Below are 16535 nucleotides of genomic sequence, written 5' to 3'. Positions count from 1 at the left end.
GGCCGCGCCGCCGACCCGGCCCTGCCCGGTGCCCGGTCCCCGCACCCTCGTCCGGTGAGCGACCTCCCCCTGGACACCGTCGAGCTGGCCCGCACCGCCACGGCGCTCGACCAGGTGTCGACCGCCCTGGCCGCGACCGACCGCGCCGCCGACGTCGCCGCCGACGGGGTCGGGCACCGCGGCCTGGCCGCCGCCGTCCAGGAGTTCGCCGACGGCTCCGCCCGGCAGCGCCACGAGATCGCGGAGGCCACCACCGGGTACGCCAAGGCCGTCCGCGGCGTCGCCGACGCGTTCACCCGGGCCGACGCCGCCCTGGCCGCCTCGGCGCGGGGGGAGGGCTGATGCAGCACGCCGGAGGGGGCGCCCGCCCCGCCGACTGGCACCCGCTCGCCGCCGCCGACCCCGTCCCCGGGGACGCCCTCGACGTCCGCGACGTCGCCCGCCGCTGGCGCGACGTCGCCGAGGAGCTGGAACGGCAGGCCGCGCAGATCCGCCGGCTCGCGCAGGGCTCGCACGACGTCGGGGAGGCCGCCGACGCGCTGCGCGAGGGCGCCGAGGACCTCGCCACCCGGCTGACGGGGGCCGTCGGCCGCTACCGCGCCACCGCCGGCGCGCTCGAGGAGTACCTGCCGCACCTGCAGGACGCCCAGAGCCGCAGCCTCGACGCGCTGCACGCCGCCCGGGAGGCCCAGGCCCGGCACGACGCCGCCGCGGCCCTGCTCGCCGCCAGCTCCACCCCGGCCCCCGCGCCCGTCCCCGGCGACGACGCGCGCGGTGCCGCCGCGAACGCCGCCGCGACCGTCGCCCACGACCGCGCCGAGGCCGACCGCAGGGCCCGCGCAGCCTCCGCCCGCCGCGACCTGGACACGGCCACCGCCGCCCTGGCCGCGGCCCGGGCGCAGCTGCGGGCCGCCGAGGCCGACCGCGACGCCGCCGCCGAGCGGGCCGCGCGCGCCATCACCGCCGCCACCGACGACGACCCCCTGCGCGACAGCCGGTTCGACCGGTTCCAGCAGTGGGTCCACGAGCACGCCGACGACATCCGGTGGATCTCGGACGCGGCGGGCAAGGTCGCCGCCGGGGCCGCGCTCTTCGGGCTGGCCGTGGCCTGGATCCCCGTGATCGGGCCGGCGCTGGCCGCCGCCGCCGAGCTCCTCGCCCTCGGCACGGGGCTCGTCGCCGTCGCCGGGCACGTGCTGCTGCTCGTGTCCGGCGACGGCAGCTGGGTCGACCTCGCCGTCGACGTCGTCGGCCTGGCGACCTTCGGCCTCGGCAAGGTCGCGGGGGCCGTCGCCAAGGCCGCCAAACCGGCCCTGGGCACCGCGGGGACGGCGGCCGCGGCCAGCCGGGCGGCCGTCCCGGCCCTCGAACGCGCCGCCGCCGCCGAGGGGGTGGACCTCGCCGCCCACGGCGTCGACGCCGCCGGGGCCGCCCTGACCGTGGCCGCCGCCGGGAGGCAGGCGGCCCGCGCCGAGCTCCGGGCCGCCCTCGGGGTCAGCGGCAAGGGCGTCGCCCGCATGACCGCCCCCACCCGGGCCGCCTGGAAGACCGTCGACACCGACCTCGAGGCCGGCCGGGCGCTCCTGGAGGTCCGCACGGCGCTGGGCCGGGGGTTCCTCCCGACCCTGCGGCAGGAGCTCGGGACCACGGTCTCGCAGGTGCGGGACCTGACCTGGGCGAACGTCCGCCAGGCCGGCACCGAGCTGCGCGCCGCGGGCGTGGGCGGCAACATCACCGCCGCGACGCAGGGCCTGCGCGACACCGCGACCGCCGCCGCCGGGGTCGCCCGCCACCCCGTGCAGGCCCACCGGGACGCGCGCGCCGCCGTCGAGGGCGTCGGTAGCGTGCTGGGTGCCCCCGCCGCGGCGCGGGCGGTCGCCTCGGTCGTCACGAGCACCGGTCTGGCGTTCGACGGTCTCGAGCAGGCCGTCAGCGACCTCACGGGCTGGTCGGAGGACCACGACCCGCCGACCGTCGGCGGGACGAGCGAGCGGGTGCTGGAAGGGATCTCCGGATGAGCGTGGCCACCGACCGCCCGGTGCGGGGCTACCGCCTCGCCGTCCCCGCCTGGTGGGACCGCGTCGACCTCACCGCCCCGGAGCCGGAGCGGCAGCGGGTCGTCACCGACCTCGTCGCGCGCCAGTTCCGCGGCCGCGACGACGCCCCGCTCGCCCGCCGGGACGTGACCCGGCTGCTGCTGGAGCAGGTGCGCCACGCCCACGAGGTGGGCGGCCTGGAGCTGCACCTGTCCGCCCGCGCCGTGGCCGGGGTCGTCGTCCCCGTGTCGCTGCTGGTGCACGCCCTGCCCGCCGACGCGGTGCACGCCGAACCCGGTTTCGAGACCTGGACCACCGGGGCCGGGACCGGCGTCCGGCGCCGGCGCGAGCAGCACCTCGACGGCGGTCCCGAGGGCCCCGTGGCGACCACGGTCGTCGAGCACCGGGTCCCGGCGCCCGTCGCGGCCGGCACGTGGCTGGCGCTGACGACCTCCACCGTCAGCGGGCCGCTGGCCGACCCCGTCGCCGGCCTCGCCGACGCCGTCGCCGCCACCCTGCGGTGGGTCGCCTGATGCGGGGCCGGCGCCGGCGGGAGCAGCAGCCGACCGGCGACGTCGTGACCCTGGAGGTCAGCGCCGACGACCCGACCCCCGGCTGGGTGCTCGTCCCCCTCGACGACGAGGTCCCCGCGCACGAGTGGGCCCTGGCCGTGCACCGGTTCCTGGCCGAGGAGGTCGAGCTGGCCGGCGGGACCGTCGACCACGACGCGGTGACCCGGGCCGCGCAGCGGCTGGCGGACGTCACCGTCCAGGCCCGCGACCTGCTGCGCGGGCGCGGCGGGTTCGCGCACGCCTGGGTCCCCGACCCCGCCGAGCCGCTGCCGCTGTGGCTGGACGTCGTGGCCCGCCCCGAGGACGGTTTCACCGAGTGGGCCGAGCGGCTGTTCGCCGAGGGGTTCGCGCAGGCGGACCCGCACTGCGAGGTCACCGACGTCGACCTGCCCGCGGGGCCGTCGGTGCGGGTGCGTTCCGTCGTCGTCCCCGACGAGCCGGGCGTCCCGGCCACCGAGGCGGTCGACGTGCTCGTGCGCCCGCCCGGCGTGCCCGGCCGGGTCGTCCTCAGCTCCCGCTGGGTGGACCTGGCCCGCGGTGACGAGCTGGCCGCCGTCGTCGACCGGTACGCCCGCACGGTGCGCGTGCGGGCCGTGCGCCCGCAGGACGGCGACGCGGCCGGGTCCTCCTCCGCCGGGGGGCCGGGGGCGTGAGCGGGACCCCCGCCGCCGCGGCGGGGACGGCACCGGGGGCGACGGCGGGAGCCACCCCGGCGCCCGGTCCGCACCACCGCCGCGACCGCGGCGCCCCGGCCCGCGCGTCCTTCGACGGGCCGCACGCCCGGGCGCTGGGGGACTTCCCCGGGCTGCCGGGGTCCCGCGCCGGGTACGCCACGGCCACCCCCGAGGAGGTCGTCCACCACGACGGCGAGGGCGGGGCGACCGTCTGGCCGCTGCGCGACCCGCACCGCCGGGTGGTCCGGGCCCTGCTGCTGCACGGACCGGCGGCCTCGGCCTGGCAGGTCGACCGGGGCGGGGCCGCTTCGCGGCCCCCTCCACCGACCGCACCCCCGACGGCGCCCCGCGCGGGGACCGGGGCGACTGGCGCCCGCCGCACGTGCTGCTGCTGGACGCCGACGACGCCCCCGTCCACTTCGTCCCGCTGCACCGCTGGCACCCGTGGGGGCCGGTCCACGGCACGGGGGACCGCACCGGCCGGCCGCTCGCGGGCCCGCGGGCGTCCGCCGCGGCCGCGCGCGGTGTCCTGGAGCGCACGGGTTGGGCCGGTCTGCTGGCCGCGGCCGGGCTGCCCCTGACCACGGCGCACTCGGTGCGGGACGAGGACGTGCAGCGGGTCGCACGGGCCGCCGCCGGTCGCCCCGCCGGGGCCGTCTCGGCCCCCGTCACCACCGCCGGCGAGCGCCGGCGCTCGCTGCTCGTCCTGCTCGTGGTGCTGTGCGCGGCGGCCGTGCAGGTCCTCGGCCTGCCCCACCGCGGCGGCGGGCCCACCGCGCACGACCCGGGCCTGCAGGCCGTCGTCCTGGGGGCGTGGGCGGTGGCCGTGGCGGCCTTCGCCTCGGGTCGGTTGAGCCTGGCGCGCCGGGACCGGCGGGCGCGGCGGCTGCTGCCGGCCGAGGTGCTGCTGGGGGACCGGCGGGGCGTGCAGCTGCTGCTGGGGCACCGCCCCGACGGGACGGTCGAGCTGGGCCTGCGCGAGGGGGGCGTCGAGGCGTGGGTGCCGTCCCGGGGGCCGGGGGCGCTGGCGGCCGTCACGGTCGCGCACTGCCCGGGGCCGGTGGACCGGCGCGCCGCGCACCCCGACCGCCGGGCCCCCCGGCCCCCGGAGGTCCGGCTGACGACCGCCGACGGCGGGTTGCTGTCGAGCGTCGGCGTGCCCGCGCTGCTGGGGGAGCGGCGCGGGCGGGTGCTCCGCCTGGAGGACGCCCCGGTCGCGGCGCTGGTGGAGGGGCTGCGGGCCGTGGCCGACCGCCTCGGCGCGCGGTTCGAGGTCGTCCCGTGGCCGCCGGTGCTGCCGGCGGCCGGCCCGCCCGGAGGCGGCCGGGGGTACCCCGCCGGCGGGACGTGGGAGGTGCCGGCGCTGGTCGTGCAGGCCCTGACGGTGTGGTGGTCCCTGAAGCTGGCGGTCGGCGGGAGCGTGGCGTGGTGGGTCGTCCCGGCCGGGGTCCTGGCGCTGGGGGCCTCGCTCGCGCTGCTCACCCCGCGCCGGCCCGGGGGCGCGGTCCGGGGTCCGCGGGCCCTGCCCTGAGGGCCCCGCTCCCGGCTCCGGGCCCTGGTGGCCGGGGGGAGATTCCGGTGCCGGGTCGCGCGTCGTTCGCGCGCCCCGGCGCGGGGACGGGGGACGATCGGGACGATGTCCAGCCCCGGTAGCCCCCCCACCACCAGCCCGCACCCGCGCACCCGCCGTCCCCGCCGGGGGCAGCTGAGCGCCGACCTGCTGCCCCTGGGGTCGGCGGCCGTCCGGGCCGTGCTGACCCTGCTCGTGCCGATCCTCGCGCTGTGCGTCGTGGCGTGGATCGCCTCGGTGCGCTCGACGTCGTCGCTGGCGGCGGTCGCGCGGGTCGGGGCCGACGTGTGGTTGCTGGCCCACGGCGCCGACGTCGCGGTCGTCGGCGGGACGGTCGGCGTCGCGCCGCTGGGGGTGACGCTGCTGGCCGTGCTCTCGGCGCGGCGGGCGGTGCGGATGTGGGTGGGCGACCAGGTCGAGTCCGGCCGGGGCGTGCCCCCCGGCCCGGCGCTGGGCGTGTTCACCGGCGGCTACGGCCTCCTGGCGCTGCTCGTCGCGCTCGTCGCCCGCAGCGGCGTCGGTGCCGCCTCGCCGCTGGCGTCGCTGCTGGGCGGCTGCCTCGTCGGCGGGACCGGTGCGCTGTGGGCGCTGTGGGCCGCGCGCCCGGCGTGGGACGCCGAGCGCCTCACGCCCGGCTGGTCCGTGCCCGGCTGGTCCGCGGCGGCCTGGCGGCCCGCGCTGCTCGCCGGGCTGGGCCTGCTGGTGGCGGGCGCGGTGCTCGTCGCGGCCGCGCTGGTGCACGGCCGCGCCGACGCGCTCGCGCTGCACGAGGCGCTGCGTCCCGGGCTGGTCGGCGGGGCCCTGCTGGTCGCCGGTCAGGCGCTGCTGCTGCCCACGCTCGCCGTGTGGGCGCTGGCCTGGACGAGCGGGACCGGTTTCGCCGTGGGGACCGGCACGTCGGTGGCCCCGGGGGGCACGAGCCTGGAGGTGCTGCCCACGTTGCCGGTGCTCGGCGCCCTGCCCGCCCCCGGGCCCACGCCCGCCCTGGCCTGGGCCGCCGTGGCGGTCCCCGTGCTGGTCGGGGCGGCGGCGTGGGTGCTGGGGGCCCGGCGCGGCCCGGCCGTGGCGGGGCTGCTGCCGCGCTGCGCGGCGGGCCTGGTCAGCGGGGCGCTGACCGGGGTCGTCGTGGCGGTGCTGTGCTCGCTGGCCTCGGGCCCGCTGGGGCACGGGCGGATGGGCGAGGCCGGGCCGTCGGCGCTGCTGACGGGGGCCGTCGTGGCGGGCGAGGTCGGTGCGGGGGCCGTGCTCGCGGTGCTGCTGGGCCGGGCCTGGCGCGCCTGGCGCGGGACGAAGCTCGTCGTGACGCTCCCGGACACCGGGCGCGGGAACGCCCCCGGGACCGGCCGCAAGCTCCTCGGCGGCGACTGAGGCCCCACCCGGCGATCGGGGCGAGGGGTTCGGGGGATTCGGGGGAGCCCGTGCCGGCGGCTAGAGTCTGCCCACGTGCCCGCACGTGTGGTCGTCCTCGCCTCCGGTTCCGGCTCGACCCTGCAGGCGCTCCTCGACGCCCGCGACGAGGCGTGGCAGGTCGTGGCCGTCGGTTCGGACAAACCCGGGGTGCAGGCCCTGGACCGTGCCGCCGCCGCCGGGGTCGAGACCTTCACCGTGCGCCCCGCCGACTTCACCGACCGCCCCGCCTGGGACACCGCCCTGGCCGCCGAGGTCGCCCGCCGGTCCCCGGACCTGGTCGTCCTGGCCGGGTTCATGCGCATCCTGGGGGCCCCGGTGGTCGAGGCCTTCGCCGGGCGGCTGGTCAACACCCACCCCGCGCTGCTGCCGTCCTTCCCCGGCGCCCACGGCGTCCGCGACGCCCTCGCCCACGGCGTGAAGGTCACCGGCTGCACCGTGCACCTCGTCGACGCCGGGGTGGACACCGGCCCGATCCTGGACCAGGTCGCCGTGCGCGTCCTGCCCGACGACGACGAGGCCTCGCTCCACGAGCGGATCAAGACCCACGAGCGCGAACTGCTCGTCGACGTCGTCGGGCGACTGGCCCGTGCGACCACCCACCCCGAGAGGACGGCACCCCGCTGATGGATCCCCAGGGCACCCAGGTCCCCGTGAAGCGCGCGCTGGTCAGCGTCTACGACAAGACCGGCCTGGCCGAACTCGCCCGGGGGCTGCACGCCGCGGGTGTCGCCATCGTCTCGACCGGCTCGACCGCCACCCGCATCGCCGAGGCCGGTGTGCCGGTCACGCCCGTGGAGGAGCTCACCGGGTTCCCCGAGTGCCTCGACGGGCGCGTCAAGACCCTGCACCCGCGCGTGCACGCCGGGATCCTCGCCGACCGCCGGCTGCCCGACCACGTCCGTCAGCTCGCCGAGCTCGACGTCGAGCCGTTCGACCTCGTCGTGGTGAACCTGTACCCCTTCGCCGCGACGGTCGCCTCCGGCGCCGGGTACGACGAGGTCGTGGAGCAGATCGACATCGGCGGCCCGTCGATGGTCCGCGCCGCCGCGAAGAACCACCCCAGCGTCGCCGTGGTCGTCGACCCCGCGAAGTACGACGACGTCCTCGCCGCGGTCAGCGCCGGCGGGTTCGACCTGCCCGCGCGCAAGCGGCTCGCCGCGGCGGCGTTCGCGCACACCGCCGCCTACGACACGGCCGTCGCGTCCTGGTTCGCCGAGCAGACGCTCGACGACGGCGACGAGGGCTGGCCGGCCGTCGCGGGCCTGGCGCTGGAGCGCACGGCCGTCCTGCGCTACGGCGAGAACCCGCACCAGCAGGCCGCCGTCTACGCCGATCCGACGTCCGCGCCGGGCATCGCGCAGGCCGTCCAGCTGCACGGCAAGGCCATGTCCTACAACAACTACGTCGACGCCGACGCCGCCCTGCGCGCCGCGTACGACTTCACCGCCCCCGCTGTCGCGGTGATCAAGCACGCCAACCCCTGCGGCGTCGCCACGGGCACCGACGTCGCCGACGCCCACGCCAAGGCGCACGCCTGCGACCCGGTCTCGGCCTACGGCGGGGTCATCGCCGCCAACCGCGTCGTGACCGCCGCCATGGCCGCGCAGGTCGCGCCCGTGTTCACCGAGGTCGTCATCGCGCCCGGGTTCGAGCCCGAGGCGCTGGAACTGCTGCAGGCCAAGAAGAACGTGCGCCTGCTCCAGCTGCCGGAGGGCTACGCCCGCGGCGGCCGGGAGTGGCGCCACGTCTCCGGCGGCGTCCTCGTCCAGACCCTCGACGCGGTCGACGCCGACGGCGACGACCCCGCGAACTGGACGCTGGCCGCGGGGGAGGCCGCCGACGAGCGAACCCTGGCCGACCTGGAGTTCGCCTGGCGCGCGGTGCGCTCGGTGCGCTCCAACGCGATCCTGCTGGCCAAGGACGGCGCGTCCGTGGGCGTCGGCATGGGCCAGGTCAACCGCGTCGACTCCTGCAAGCTCGCCGTGGAGCGGGCCGGGGCGGACCGGGCCGCCGGTGCGGTCGCCGCCTCCGACGCCTTCTTCCCCTTCGCCGACGGCGCGCAGATCCTCCTGGACGCCGGGGTGAAGGCCGTCGTGCAGCCCGGCGGGTCGATCCGGGACGCCGAGGTCGTCGAGGCCGCGACGAAGGCCGGCGTGACGATGTACTTCACCGGCGCGCGGCACTTCGCCCACTGAGGCCGCGCCGGTAGCGTCGCGGGCGTGTCCACCGAGCGCGTCCCGACCCCGGGCAACGCGGTCCTGCTGGCCCTGGTCGGCGGGATCGCGCTGGCCCTGCTGGTGACGCTGCTGGCGGGGCCGGCCCCGGGCGGGGTGCTGCTCGGGGCCGACCTCGCGGTCGCGGCCGTCCTGCGGCTGGTCCTGCCCGTGCGGGTCGCGGGCGCGCTCGCGGTCCGCTCCCGCGCGGTGGACGTGGCGGTGCTGCTGGTCCTGGCCGTGTCCTGCCTCGTGCTGGCCGGCGTCGTGCCCACCCCCGTCTGACCCCACCCCCGCCCGACCCCACCCCCGCCCCACTCACCCGGCCGGCTCCGCCCACCCGGCCGCGTTCCCGCTCGAAGCACGGTTCGAGCCCTCGGGAACCGCTTCCCAAGGGCCCCAACCGTGCTTCGAGCGGGACGCCGGGACGCCGGGTCAGCCGGTGGGGTCGCCGGTGCCCAGGTCGCGGTGGGGCAGCAGCGCGGCGGCGACCACCCCCAGGGCGAAGACGAGGGCGACGGTCAGGAAGACGGGGGTGAAGGCGCGGCCGTAGTCGTCACCCGCCAGGGCCTGCGGGGCCGCGTGCGCGAGCCCCGCCGCCAGCAGGCCCCCCAGCAGCGCCGTCCCGACCGTCGCCCCGGTCTCGCGGACGTAGGCGACGGTCCCGGTGATGCCCGCGACGTGGTGGCGCGGCGCCGCGTCCTGGGCCAGGACGGTCAGCAGCGCCATGAAGGACCCCGCGCCCAGGCCGAAGGCGACGAGCACGGCGGCCGTCGCCGGCAGGGGCAGGTGGGGACCGGCCAGCGCCAGCGTCGTGGCGGCGGTGGCGGCCAGCGCGCACCCGCCCACGGGGTACCGGCGCCAGCGGCCGGTGCGGCGCACCAGGCGGCCGCTGGTGTTGACCCCGGTCACCAGGCCGGCGGTGACGGGCAGCAGGAGCAGCCCGGAGACGGTGGCGGAGGTCCCGTGCACGCCCTGCACCCAGCTGGGGACGTAGGCGATGACGCCGAACATCCCGAAGCCGACGGTGGCGGCCAGGAACGCCGACAGGGACACCCCCCGGGTCCGCAGCACCTGCACGGGCAGCAGGGGGTGGGCGCTGCGCAGCTGGTGCCCGGCGAAGACGGCGACCACGACGAGCGTCCCGGCGACCGCCACGGCCGAGGTCACCCCCCAGCCCTGCCGGGGCAGGACGGCCGCGGCCCAGGCCAGCGCGGAGGTGCTCAGGGCCAGCAGCGCGGTGCCGGTGACGTCGAACCGCCCGCGGCGCGCGGGGCGGGGCCCGGCGCGCAGCACGGTGCAGGCCAGCAGCAGCGCGAGCCCGCCGGTGGGCAGGTTGATCCAGAAGACCAGCCGCCAGGACCCGGCGTCGGTCAGCCACCCGCCCAGCAGGGGCCCGACGACGGTGGCGACGGCGAACACGGCGCCCAGCGGACCGAGCACCGCGGCCCGGTCCCGGGCCGGGACGACGTCGGCGACGAGCGCCTGCGGCAGCACGAGCATCCCGGCGCCGCCGAGCCCCTGCAGCGCGCGGGCCAGCGCCAGCGCCTCGACGCCCGGTGCCGCCGCGCAGACGACCGACGCCGCGACGAACACGACGACGCTGACCCGCAGCAGCCGCACGGCGCCGTAGCGGTCGCCGAGGGACCCCACGACGGGCATCGCCACCGACATCGCCAGCAGGTACGCGGTCAGCACCCACGCCGAGCGGTCGACGGCGTCGAAGTCGGTCACGATCGTCGGCAGGGCGGTCGCGACGATGGTCTGGTCCAGCGCCCCGAGGGCGGTGGTGAGGACGAGGCACCACAGCAGCGGGCGCAGCCGGACGGCCGCGGCGGTGCGGTCGTGGACCGGGTCGGGGTCGAGCACGGGGACCTCCGTCGTCCGACGGGGCGTTCGGCGCGCTCGGGGCCGGTGCGGCCCGGCGACGGGCCGGGAGACCCCGACCCCACCGTCGCTCCCATGGTGGCGGACGGGGAGCGCCCGCGGTGCCGGTGCGCCCATCCGGGTCCTCGATGCGGGGTATACCGACTGACTATTTCCCGTGCGGTCACCGCTCGCGGAAACTCGGCGGGAGAGCCTTCACCCTGACGACGAGGTCCCGGGAGTTCGACGTGCACGAGCTGCAGCAGTCCCAGCGATCCAGGTCCCGCCGGTGAGCCCGGCCGCGGCGGTCCGGCCCGACGCCACCGGTTCGGTGCCGCCGCCCGCCCCGGGTGGGGGCGGGCGCGTGCCGCGGCGCCGGCGCGCCGCCTCGCGGGTGGCCGCCTGGTGGTGGTCGCTGCCCGCGCTGGCGCTCATCGCGGCGGTCCACTACGCCACGACGATCGCCGGTTCGGCGTACGCCTTCACCGACTTCAACGGTTTCCGCTCGCCGGAGTTCGTGGGTCTGGCGAACTTCCGGGAGATCCTCACGGGTGCCGCGCCCCTGCGGGCGCTGCTGAACACCGTCGTCATCGCGGTCGCGTTCCTGGTCCTGACCAACGTGCTGGGCATGGCGTTCGCGGTGGCGCTGAACCGGCAGCTGAAGAGCCGGTACGTGCTGCGCACCGTGCTGTTCGCCCCGGTGGTCCTCAGCCCGCTGGCGGTGTCGTACGTCTGGAAGTTCCTGTTCCAGCAGGACGGCCCGATCAACCAGGTCCTCGGCGCGGTGGGGCTGGAGTCGTTGCAGCGCACCTGGCTGGGGGACCCGCTCACGGTGGTGCCGGCCATCACGACGGTCATGGTGTGGCAGCACATCGGCCTGACGATGGTGATCTACCTCGCGGGCCTGGCCGGGGTGCCGCCGGAGAACGAGGAGGCGGCCGCGATGGACGGGGCCGGTCCCTGGTCCCGCTTCCGGCACGTGGTCCTGCCGGCGCTGCGCCCGACGATCCTGGTGGCCAGCACGATGATCCTCGTCCAGGGGCTGCGCGTGTTCGACCAGGTGCAGGCCCTCACCGGCGGTGGCCCGTTCGGTGCCTCGGACACCCTGGCCACCAGCGTCTACAAGGAGACGTTCGTCAACGGCCGGTTCGGCTACGGCTCGGCCCTGGCCCTGGTCATGACCGCGATCGTGCTGCTGTGCGCGCTCGTCCAGATGCTGCTGCTCCGCGAACGCAAGGAGAAGTGACCCGTGTTCCGCTACACGCGCCGCACCGCCGTCCGCGAGGTCCTCGTCGTCCTCGCCGCGCTCGTCGTCTTCTCGCCGCTGCTCATCCTGCTGAACGTCTCGCTGAAGACGACGCAGGACTCGGTGAGCACGTCGGCGTTCTCGCCCGCCTCACCGCTGACGGTGGACGGTTTCCGGCAGGCCCTGGGCGGTGAGGGGCAGAACAGCCTGGTCACCGGGGCGCTGAACAGCGCGGTCATCACCGGCTGCAGCGTCGTGGTGCTCATCGCGCTGGGCTCGATCACCGCGTTCACGCTGACCCGCATCACGACCGGCTGGAGCCGGGCCGCGTTCGCCAGCTTCCTGGTCGCCATCGTCCTGCCGGCGCAGCTGGGGCAGGTGCCGCTGTACAGCGCGATGCGGCACCTGGACCTGCTGGGGACCCGCACGGGGATGGTCCTGGCGTACTCGGGGATGCTCATGCCGCTGGCGGTGTTCCTGTACTCGGGTTTCACCCGCTCGCTGCCGCAGGAGTACGAGGAGGCGGCGCAGATGGAGGGGGCGAGCCGGTTCACGATCTTCACCCGGGTGGTGTTCCCGCTGCTGGCCCCGGCGACCGGGACGGTCGCCATCCTCGCCGGGCTCATCGTCTGGAACGACTTCTTCACGTCGCTGGTGTTCCTCAACGGCTCGGACGCGGTGACCCTTCCGGTCGTCGTGTACAGCTTCGTCGGGACGCTGGTGTCGCGGTGGAACGTGGTGTTCGCCGCGGTGCTGCTGTCGATGGTCCCCGTCCTGGTGCTCTACCTGCTGGCGCAGAAGAGGTTCATCCAGGGCTTCGCGGGCGGGGTCAAGGGGTGAGTGCCGCGGCGCGGCTGACGGAGGTCGAGTTCAGCACCCCCGCCCCCGGGGCGGACGCCGAGGTGCTGGTCGGTCTGGGCTTCGTGCCGTCGCCGGGGCCCGGCGCGGCGGGGGGAGGGGACGTCCACGTCCTGCGGACCTGCACGGACCCGCACGGCTGCCGGGTCGTGCTGCGCCCGGGCCCGCGCGCGGCCGTGACCCGGCTGACGTGGCGCCCGGTCGACGGTGACCACCTGCGGCGGATGGTGGGGGTCGTGGAGGGCCGGGCCGGCCTGGAGGGGGCGGTCGTCTCCTCCGGCTGGGCCGGGGAGGACTACCGCGTGGTGCACCCGGGGGGAGCGGAGACGCTGCTGCACTGGCGCCAGGACCGGGAGTGGGTGGCGGGGGCGGCGCTGACCTGCCCGCTGCACCCGGACGGGAGCACGCGGCTGTGCGTGCAGGACCCGCCGCTGGTGCTGGGGGTCGACGTGCCGGTCCCGGACGAGGCCCTGGAGCGCTGGACGTCGTGGGTGCTCGGGGTGCCGCCGGTGGGCTGGGCGGCGCCGGGCCGGGGGCAGGGGCCGCGGCTGCGCAGCGCGCCGGGCGGTGCGGCGGGGCTGCGCGTGGGCTCGGACCGGTGGACCGCCGTCCGCCGGTGGACGTCGCCGGGGGGGCTGGGCCTGGAGGTCGTGGCCGGGGAGGCGGACCTCCTCGGATCCCTAGAATCAGAAGCTTTCTTCTGATACCGTCCTGCCCCAGACGACGGACCGCCGGGTCCGAGCCGGACGACGACGTCGGGAGCGCCTCGTGGTCAACCTGCTCAACACCGACCTCAACCTCCTCGTGCCCCTCGACGCGCTGCTGACCGAGCGGAACGTCACCCGCGCGGGGGCGCGCATCGGCGTGAGCCAGCCGGCGATGAGCGCGGCCCTGGGGCGCCTGCGCCGGCAGTTCGACGACGAGCTGCTCGTGCGCGTCGGGTCCCACTACGAGCTGACCCCGCTGGCCGAGGACCTCGTCTCCCGGGTCCGCGACGTCCTGCGCCGCGCGGAGGAGACCCTCAAGCCGACCCCGGGTTTCGACCCGCGGAACTCCACCCGCGAGTTCCACCTCATCTCCTCCGACTACGCCGTCGCCGTCCTGGCGCCGCTGTTCATGGACCGCCTGCGGCGGGAGGCTCCCGACGTCAAGGTCAGGATCACCAGCGTCGACGCCGCCGCCATCGAGAACCCGCAGACGGCCCTGAGGTCGGCCGACCTGCTCCTCACCCCCCGCGGCCAGACGTCCGGCATCCCCAGCACCGACCTGTTCGACGACCACTGGGTGTGCATCAGCGGGACCCCGCGCCCGGGCGGGGGACTGGACGAGGACGAGTTGCGGCGTTCCCGCTGGGCGCGCGCCTTCGCCGACCACGGCGGGACCGCCGCCGACCGCCAGGTCGACGAACTCGTCGTGGGGGCGCGCGTGGACCTGGTCGTCGACAGCCTCGCGCTGCTGCTCACCGCCGTCGCCGGGACCGACCTGCTCGCCCTCGTCCCCAACCGGCTGGTCGCCCGCGCCGAACTGCTCCACGTCGTCCACCGCGTCCGTGTCCCGTTGCCCCGCACGACGTTGCGCGAGGCGGCCTGGTGGCACCCGTCGCTGCAGGACGACGCCGGGCACCGCTGGTTCCGGCGCCTGGTCCGCGACGCCGCCCGCAGCCTGCCGGCCGACGCCCCGCTCCCGCAGGACGCTCCCGTCGCCCTCGTGTGACGACGTCCCCGGCATCACCGGGGACGATGCGCACCATGCCGAACCGCTATTTCCCCGCCGGTTCCCCGCCTCGGCAGAATCGGGGCAGGCGCCGGGGAACCCCGGCGCACGACACCCCGGAACCCGTCCGGAACCACCCGACAACGCTGTCAGGAGAACTCCATGACCACGTCGAAACCCTCGTTCCGCTCCTCGTCCGGGTCCGTGGGCCGGCGCCGCCGCGCCGCGGCGCTCCTCCTCGCCGGAGCGGTCGCCGCCGCCACCGCGGCGTGCTCGTCGGGGGACGACGCCGCCGCCGGGGACGGCCCCGTGACGATCCGCTTCGCGACCGAGACCCCCACCAGCGGCGAGGGGCCGTACCGCGCCCTGGCCAAGGCCTTCGAGGCCGAGAACCCCGACATCAAGGTCGAGGTCGTCGAGACCCCGCTCGACTCCTACTCCAACGTCCTGCGCACCCAGCTGCGCGGCGGGAACGCCCCGGACGTGTTCTACGGGTCGCCCGGGACGGGGAACACCAACGCCCTGCTGACGCTGGCCGACGCGGGCCTGGTGGCCCCGCTGACCGACGAGTCCTGGGCCGCGGAGGCGGTCCCGGAGAGCTCCAAGGACCTCTTCGAGACCGACGGCGAGGTCTACGCGGTGCCGCTGGACGTGTCCCCGAGCACCGAGATCATCAACCGGACGGCCTACACCGCGACCGGTCTGAGCCCGGCGACGACGCTGCCCGAGCTCCTGCAGCAGTGCGCCACGGTGCGCGGTCAGGGCAAGTCGCTGTTCGCGGTCGCCGGCGCCAACCCGGGGAACCTGTCGCTCATGACGATGGAGTTCGCCTCCAGCTCCGTCTACGCGGCCGAGCCGGACTGGAACGCCCAGCGCGCCGACGGGAAGGTCACCTTCGCCGGGAGCGCGGAGTGGAAGCGCACGCTCGACGCGATCGTGTCGATGAACCAGGCCGGGTGCTTCCAGGACGGTGTCGCCGGTGCGGGTTTCCCCGAGATCACCCAGGCGCTGACCAGCGGGTCCTCCCTGGGCATCTTCGCCCCCGGCGGTGCGGTGACCGAGATCAGCGCCGCCACCCCCGGTCAGGAGTTCGGGGTGGCCGTCCCGCCCGGGGCGACCGCCGACGACACGCGGCTGACCGTCACGACGTCCAACGCGATCGCCGTCTCGGCCGAGAGCGAGCACCTGGAGGCGGCGAAGGAGTTCGTCGAGTTCGCCACCCAGCCCGCCCAGCAGGACGCCTTCGCGAAGATCTCCGGGAACCTGTCCCTGACGTCGCTGTCCGCCGAGGGGGCCGGCGGCGTGCCCGAGCAGCTGTCGGGCATCTCCGACCTGCTGGCCGACCAGTCCAAGCAGGCCCCGCTGGGGTACATCACGTGGAGCTCGGGCGCGGTGACCGACGCGCTCGGCACCGGCGTCCAGGGTCTGCTGACGGGCCAGACGACGACCGCCGACGTCCTCACGGCCATGGACGCCGCGTACGACAAGGGCTGAGCACCGGCCCCGGCACCGCGCGGGCGGTGCCGGGGCCGTCCCCGCGGGGCGGCCTCAGCGGTCCAGGAACCCCGTGATCGAGGCGGCGAACCCCGGGTCGAGCAACGCCTGCCCGTGGTCGCCGCGCACCCGCTGCAGGCGGGCTCCGGGGACGGCGCCGGCGAGCACCTCGGGGCGTTCGGCGAGCGGGTCGGCGTCGCCGGCCAGCACCAGGGTGGGGGCGGTGATCCGGTCCAGGGCGAGGGGCGCGGCGTGCACGGCGTCGGCCTGGGCGGCCAGCGCGAGCAGGTCGTTGCCGGTCTGCTCGGCGAACTCGCGGAAACCCCGCACCAGGGGGTCGGTGATCGCCTCGGGGTCCGGTGAGCGCAGCGCCTCGGCGAGGCGGGTGGCCGGCAGGGCGCGGGTGTCCACGCCGCCGACCTCGACGATCCCCGCGCCGACGCCGCCCACGGCCAGGCGGTGCACGCGCCCGGGGTGCGCGGAGGCGACCAGCAGCGAGACGACGGAACCCATGGAGTACCCGACGAGGTCGACCACGGGCACGTCGAGGGCGTCGAGGACGTCGACGACGTCGGCGGCCATCCGGGCCTCGCCGTAGCGCGCCGGGTCGTGGGGCTTGTCCGACCCGCCGTGCCCGCGGGCGTCGAGGGCCAGGACGCGGCGCCCGGCGGTGAGCAGCGCGTGGACGAGCCCGGTGCGCGGCCACTCCACGAGGGCGCTGGCGCTGAACCCGTGGTGCAGCAGGACCGGGTGGGCGCCGGGGCCGGTCCCGGGGTCGGTCGCGCGGGCGTCCCAGGCGTGGACGACAAGGGTGAGCCCGTCGGAGGTGCCGACCCGGTGGGTGCGGTCCGGGGCGGGGCCCGGCAGGGGTTCGGGTTCCACG

The 16535-nt window shown here is 77.2% G+C and carries 16 protein-coding genes; 14 read left to right on the top strand and 2 right to left on the bottom strand.

Features of this window, described 5'->3' with window-relative positions; all coding sequences use genetic code 11:
- Positions 1 to 54: 54 nt before the first annotated feature.
- From BJ968_RS07470 to BJ968_RS07430, 9 genes are all read left to right on the top strand, one after another.
- Positions 55 to 342 (top strand): hypothetical protein, encoded by a 288-nt coding sequence (locus tag BJ968_RS07470; protein ID WP_179750589.1) that lies wholly within the window; start codon positions 55 to 57, stop codon positions 340 to 342.
- Positions 342 to 2018, top strand: coding sequence for a putative T7SS-secreted protein (locus BJ968_RS07465; RefSeq protein WP_179750587.1), 1677 nt, complete (start codon positions 342 to 344; stop codon positions 2016 to 2018). The genes BJ968_RS07470 and BJ968_RS07465 overlap by 1 nt, the downstream gene beginning before the upstream one ends.
- Positions 2015 to 2569 (top strand): hypothetical protein, encoded by a 555-nt coding sequence (locus BJ968_RS07460; RefSeq protein ID WP_179750585.1) that lies wholly within the window; start codon positions 2015 to 2017, stop codon positions 2567 to 2569. Before BJ968_RS07465 ends, BJ968_RS07460 begins: the two co-directional genes overlap by 4 nt.
- Positions 2569 to 3261 (top strand): hypothetical protein, encoded by a 693-nt coding sequence (locus BJ968_RS07455; protein WP_179750583.1) that lies wholly within the window; start codon positions 2569 to 2571, stop codon positions 3259 to 3261. Before BJ968_RS07460 ends, BJ968_RS07455 begins: the two co-directional genes overlap by 1 nt.
- A 403-nt stretch (positions 3262 to 3664) precedes the next feature.
- Complete coding sequence (locus BJ968_RS07450) at positions 3665 to 4813, top strand: hypothetical protein (protein WP_179750581.1); 1149 nt, start codon at positions 3665 to 3667, stop codon at positions 4811 to 4813.
- Positions 4814 to 4918: 105 nt separating this feature from the next.
- Positions 4919 to 6220: a cell division protein PerM gene (locus BJ968_RS07445; RefSeq protein WP_179750579.1), complete on the top strand. Its 1302-nt coding sequence runs from the start codon at positions 4919 to 4921 to the stop codon at positions 6218 to 6220.
- Positions 6221 to 6295: 75 nt separating this feature from the next.
- Positions 6296 to 6886: a phosphoribosylglycinamide formyltransferase gene (purN, locus tag BJ968_RS07440; RefSeq protein WP_179750577.1), complete on the top strand. Its 591-nt coding sequence runs from the start codon at positions 6296 to 6298 to the stop codon at positions 6884 to 6886.
- Entirely contained in the window at positions 6886 to 8457 is a 1572-nt protein-coding gene (purH, locus tag BJ968_RS07435) for a bifunctional phosphoribosylaminoimidazolecarboxamide formyltransferase/IMP cyclohydrolase (protein WP_179750575.1), read from the top strand. Before purN ends, purH begins: the two co-directional genes overlap by 1 nt.
- Positions 8458 to 8481: 24 nt before the next feature.
- On the top strand, positions 8482 to 8760 hold the full coding sequence (locus tag BJ968_RS07430; protein ID WP_179750573.1) for a DUF3017 domain-containing protein: 279 nt from the start codon (positions 8482 to 8484) through the stop codon (positions 8758 to 8760).
- Between the two features lie 150 nt (positions 8761 to 8910).
- Here BJ968_RS07430 and BJ968_RS07425 read toward each other — a convergent pair whose 3' ends face one another.
- Positions 8911 to 10344 carry an MFS transporter gene (locus BJ968_RS07425; RefSeq protein WP_179750572.1) on the bottom strand — a complete coding sequence of 478 codons (1434 nt, stop codon included), beginning with the start codon at positions 10342 to 10344 and terminating at the stop codon, positions 8911 to 8913.
- 286 nt (positions 10345 to 10630) lie between these two features.
- Between BJ968_RS07425 and BJ968_RS26435 the strand changes: the two genes are divergently transcribed.
- From BJ968_RS26435 to BJ968_RS07400, 5 genes are all read left to right on the top strand, one after another.
- Complete coding sequence (locus tag BJ968_RS26435) at positions 10631 to 11587, top strand: ABC transporter permease subunit (RefSeq protein ID WP_218884912.1); 957 nt, start codon at positions 10631 to 10633, stop codon at positions 11585 to 11587.
- A gap of 3 nt (positions 11588 to 11590) precedes the next feature.
- Positions 11591 to 12427, top strand: a complete 837-nt coding sequence (locus BJ968_RS26430; RefSeq protein WP_179750570.1) for an ABC transporter permease subunit — start codon at positions 11591 to 11593, stop codon at positions 12425 to 12427.
- Positions 12424 to 13149, top strand: coding sequence for a hypothetical protein (locus BJ968_RS07410; RefSeq protein ID WP_179750568.1), 726 nt, complete (start codon positions 12424 to 12426; stop codon positions 13147 to 13149). Before BJ968_RS26430 ends, BJ968_RS07410 begins: the two co-directional genes overlap by 4 nt.
- Positions 13150 to 13213: 64 nt before the next feature.
- The gene (locus tag BJ968_RS07405) at positions 13214 to 14158 is read left to right on the top strand and encodes a LysR family transcriptional regulator (protein ID WP_179750566.1); all 945 of its coding nucleotides are present in this window, start codon (positions 13214 to 13216) and stop codon (positions 14156 to 14158) included.
- A gap of 162 nt (positions 14159 to 14320) precedes the next feature.
- On the top strand, positions 14321 to 15652 hold the full coding sequence (locus BJ968_RS07400) for an ABC transporter substrate-binding protein (protein WP_179750564.1): 1332 nt from the start codon (positions 14321 to 14323) through the stop codon (positions 15650 to 15652).
- A gap of 54 nt (positions 15653 to 15706) precedes the next feature.
- Here BJ968_RS07400 and BJ968_RS07395 read toward each other — a convergent pair whose 3' ends face one another.
- The gene (locus BJ968_RS07395; RefSeq protein WP_179750562.1) at positions 15707 to 16534 is read right to left on the bottom strand and encodes an alpha/beta fold hydrolase; all 828 of its coding nucleotides are present in this window, start codon (positions 16532 to 16534) and stop codon (positions 15707 to 15709) included.
- Position 16535: the final 1 nt, after the last annotated feature.

This window comes from Kineococcus aurantiacus (genome assembly GCF_013409345.1).
Classification (GTDB): domain Bacteria; phylum Actinomycetota; class Actinomycetes; order Actinomycetales; family Kineococcaceae; genus Kineococcus; species Kineococcus aurantiacus.
The sequence above is the reverse complement of the archived record's forward strand: the minus strand, read 5'-3'. Positions and strand labels throughout refer to the sequence as shown.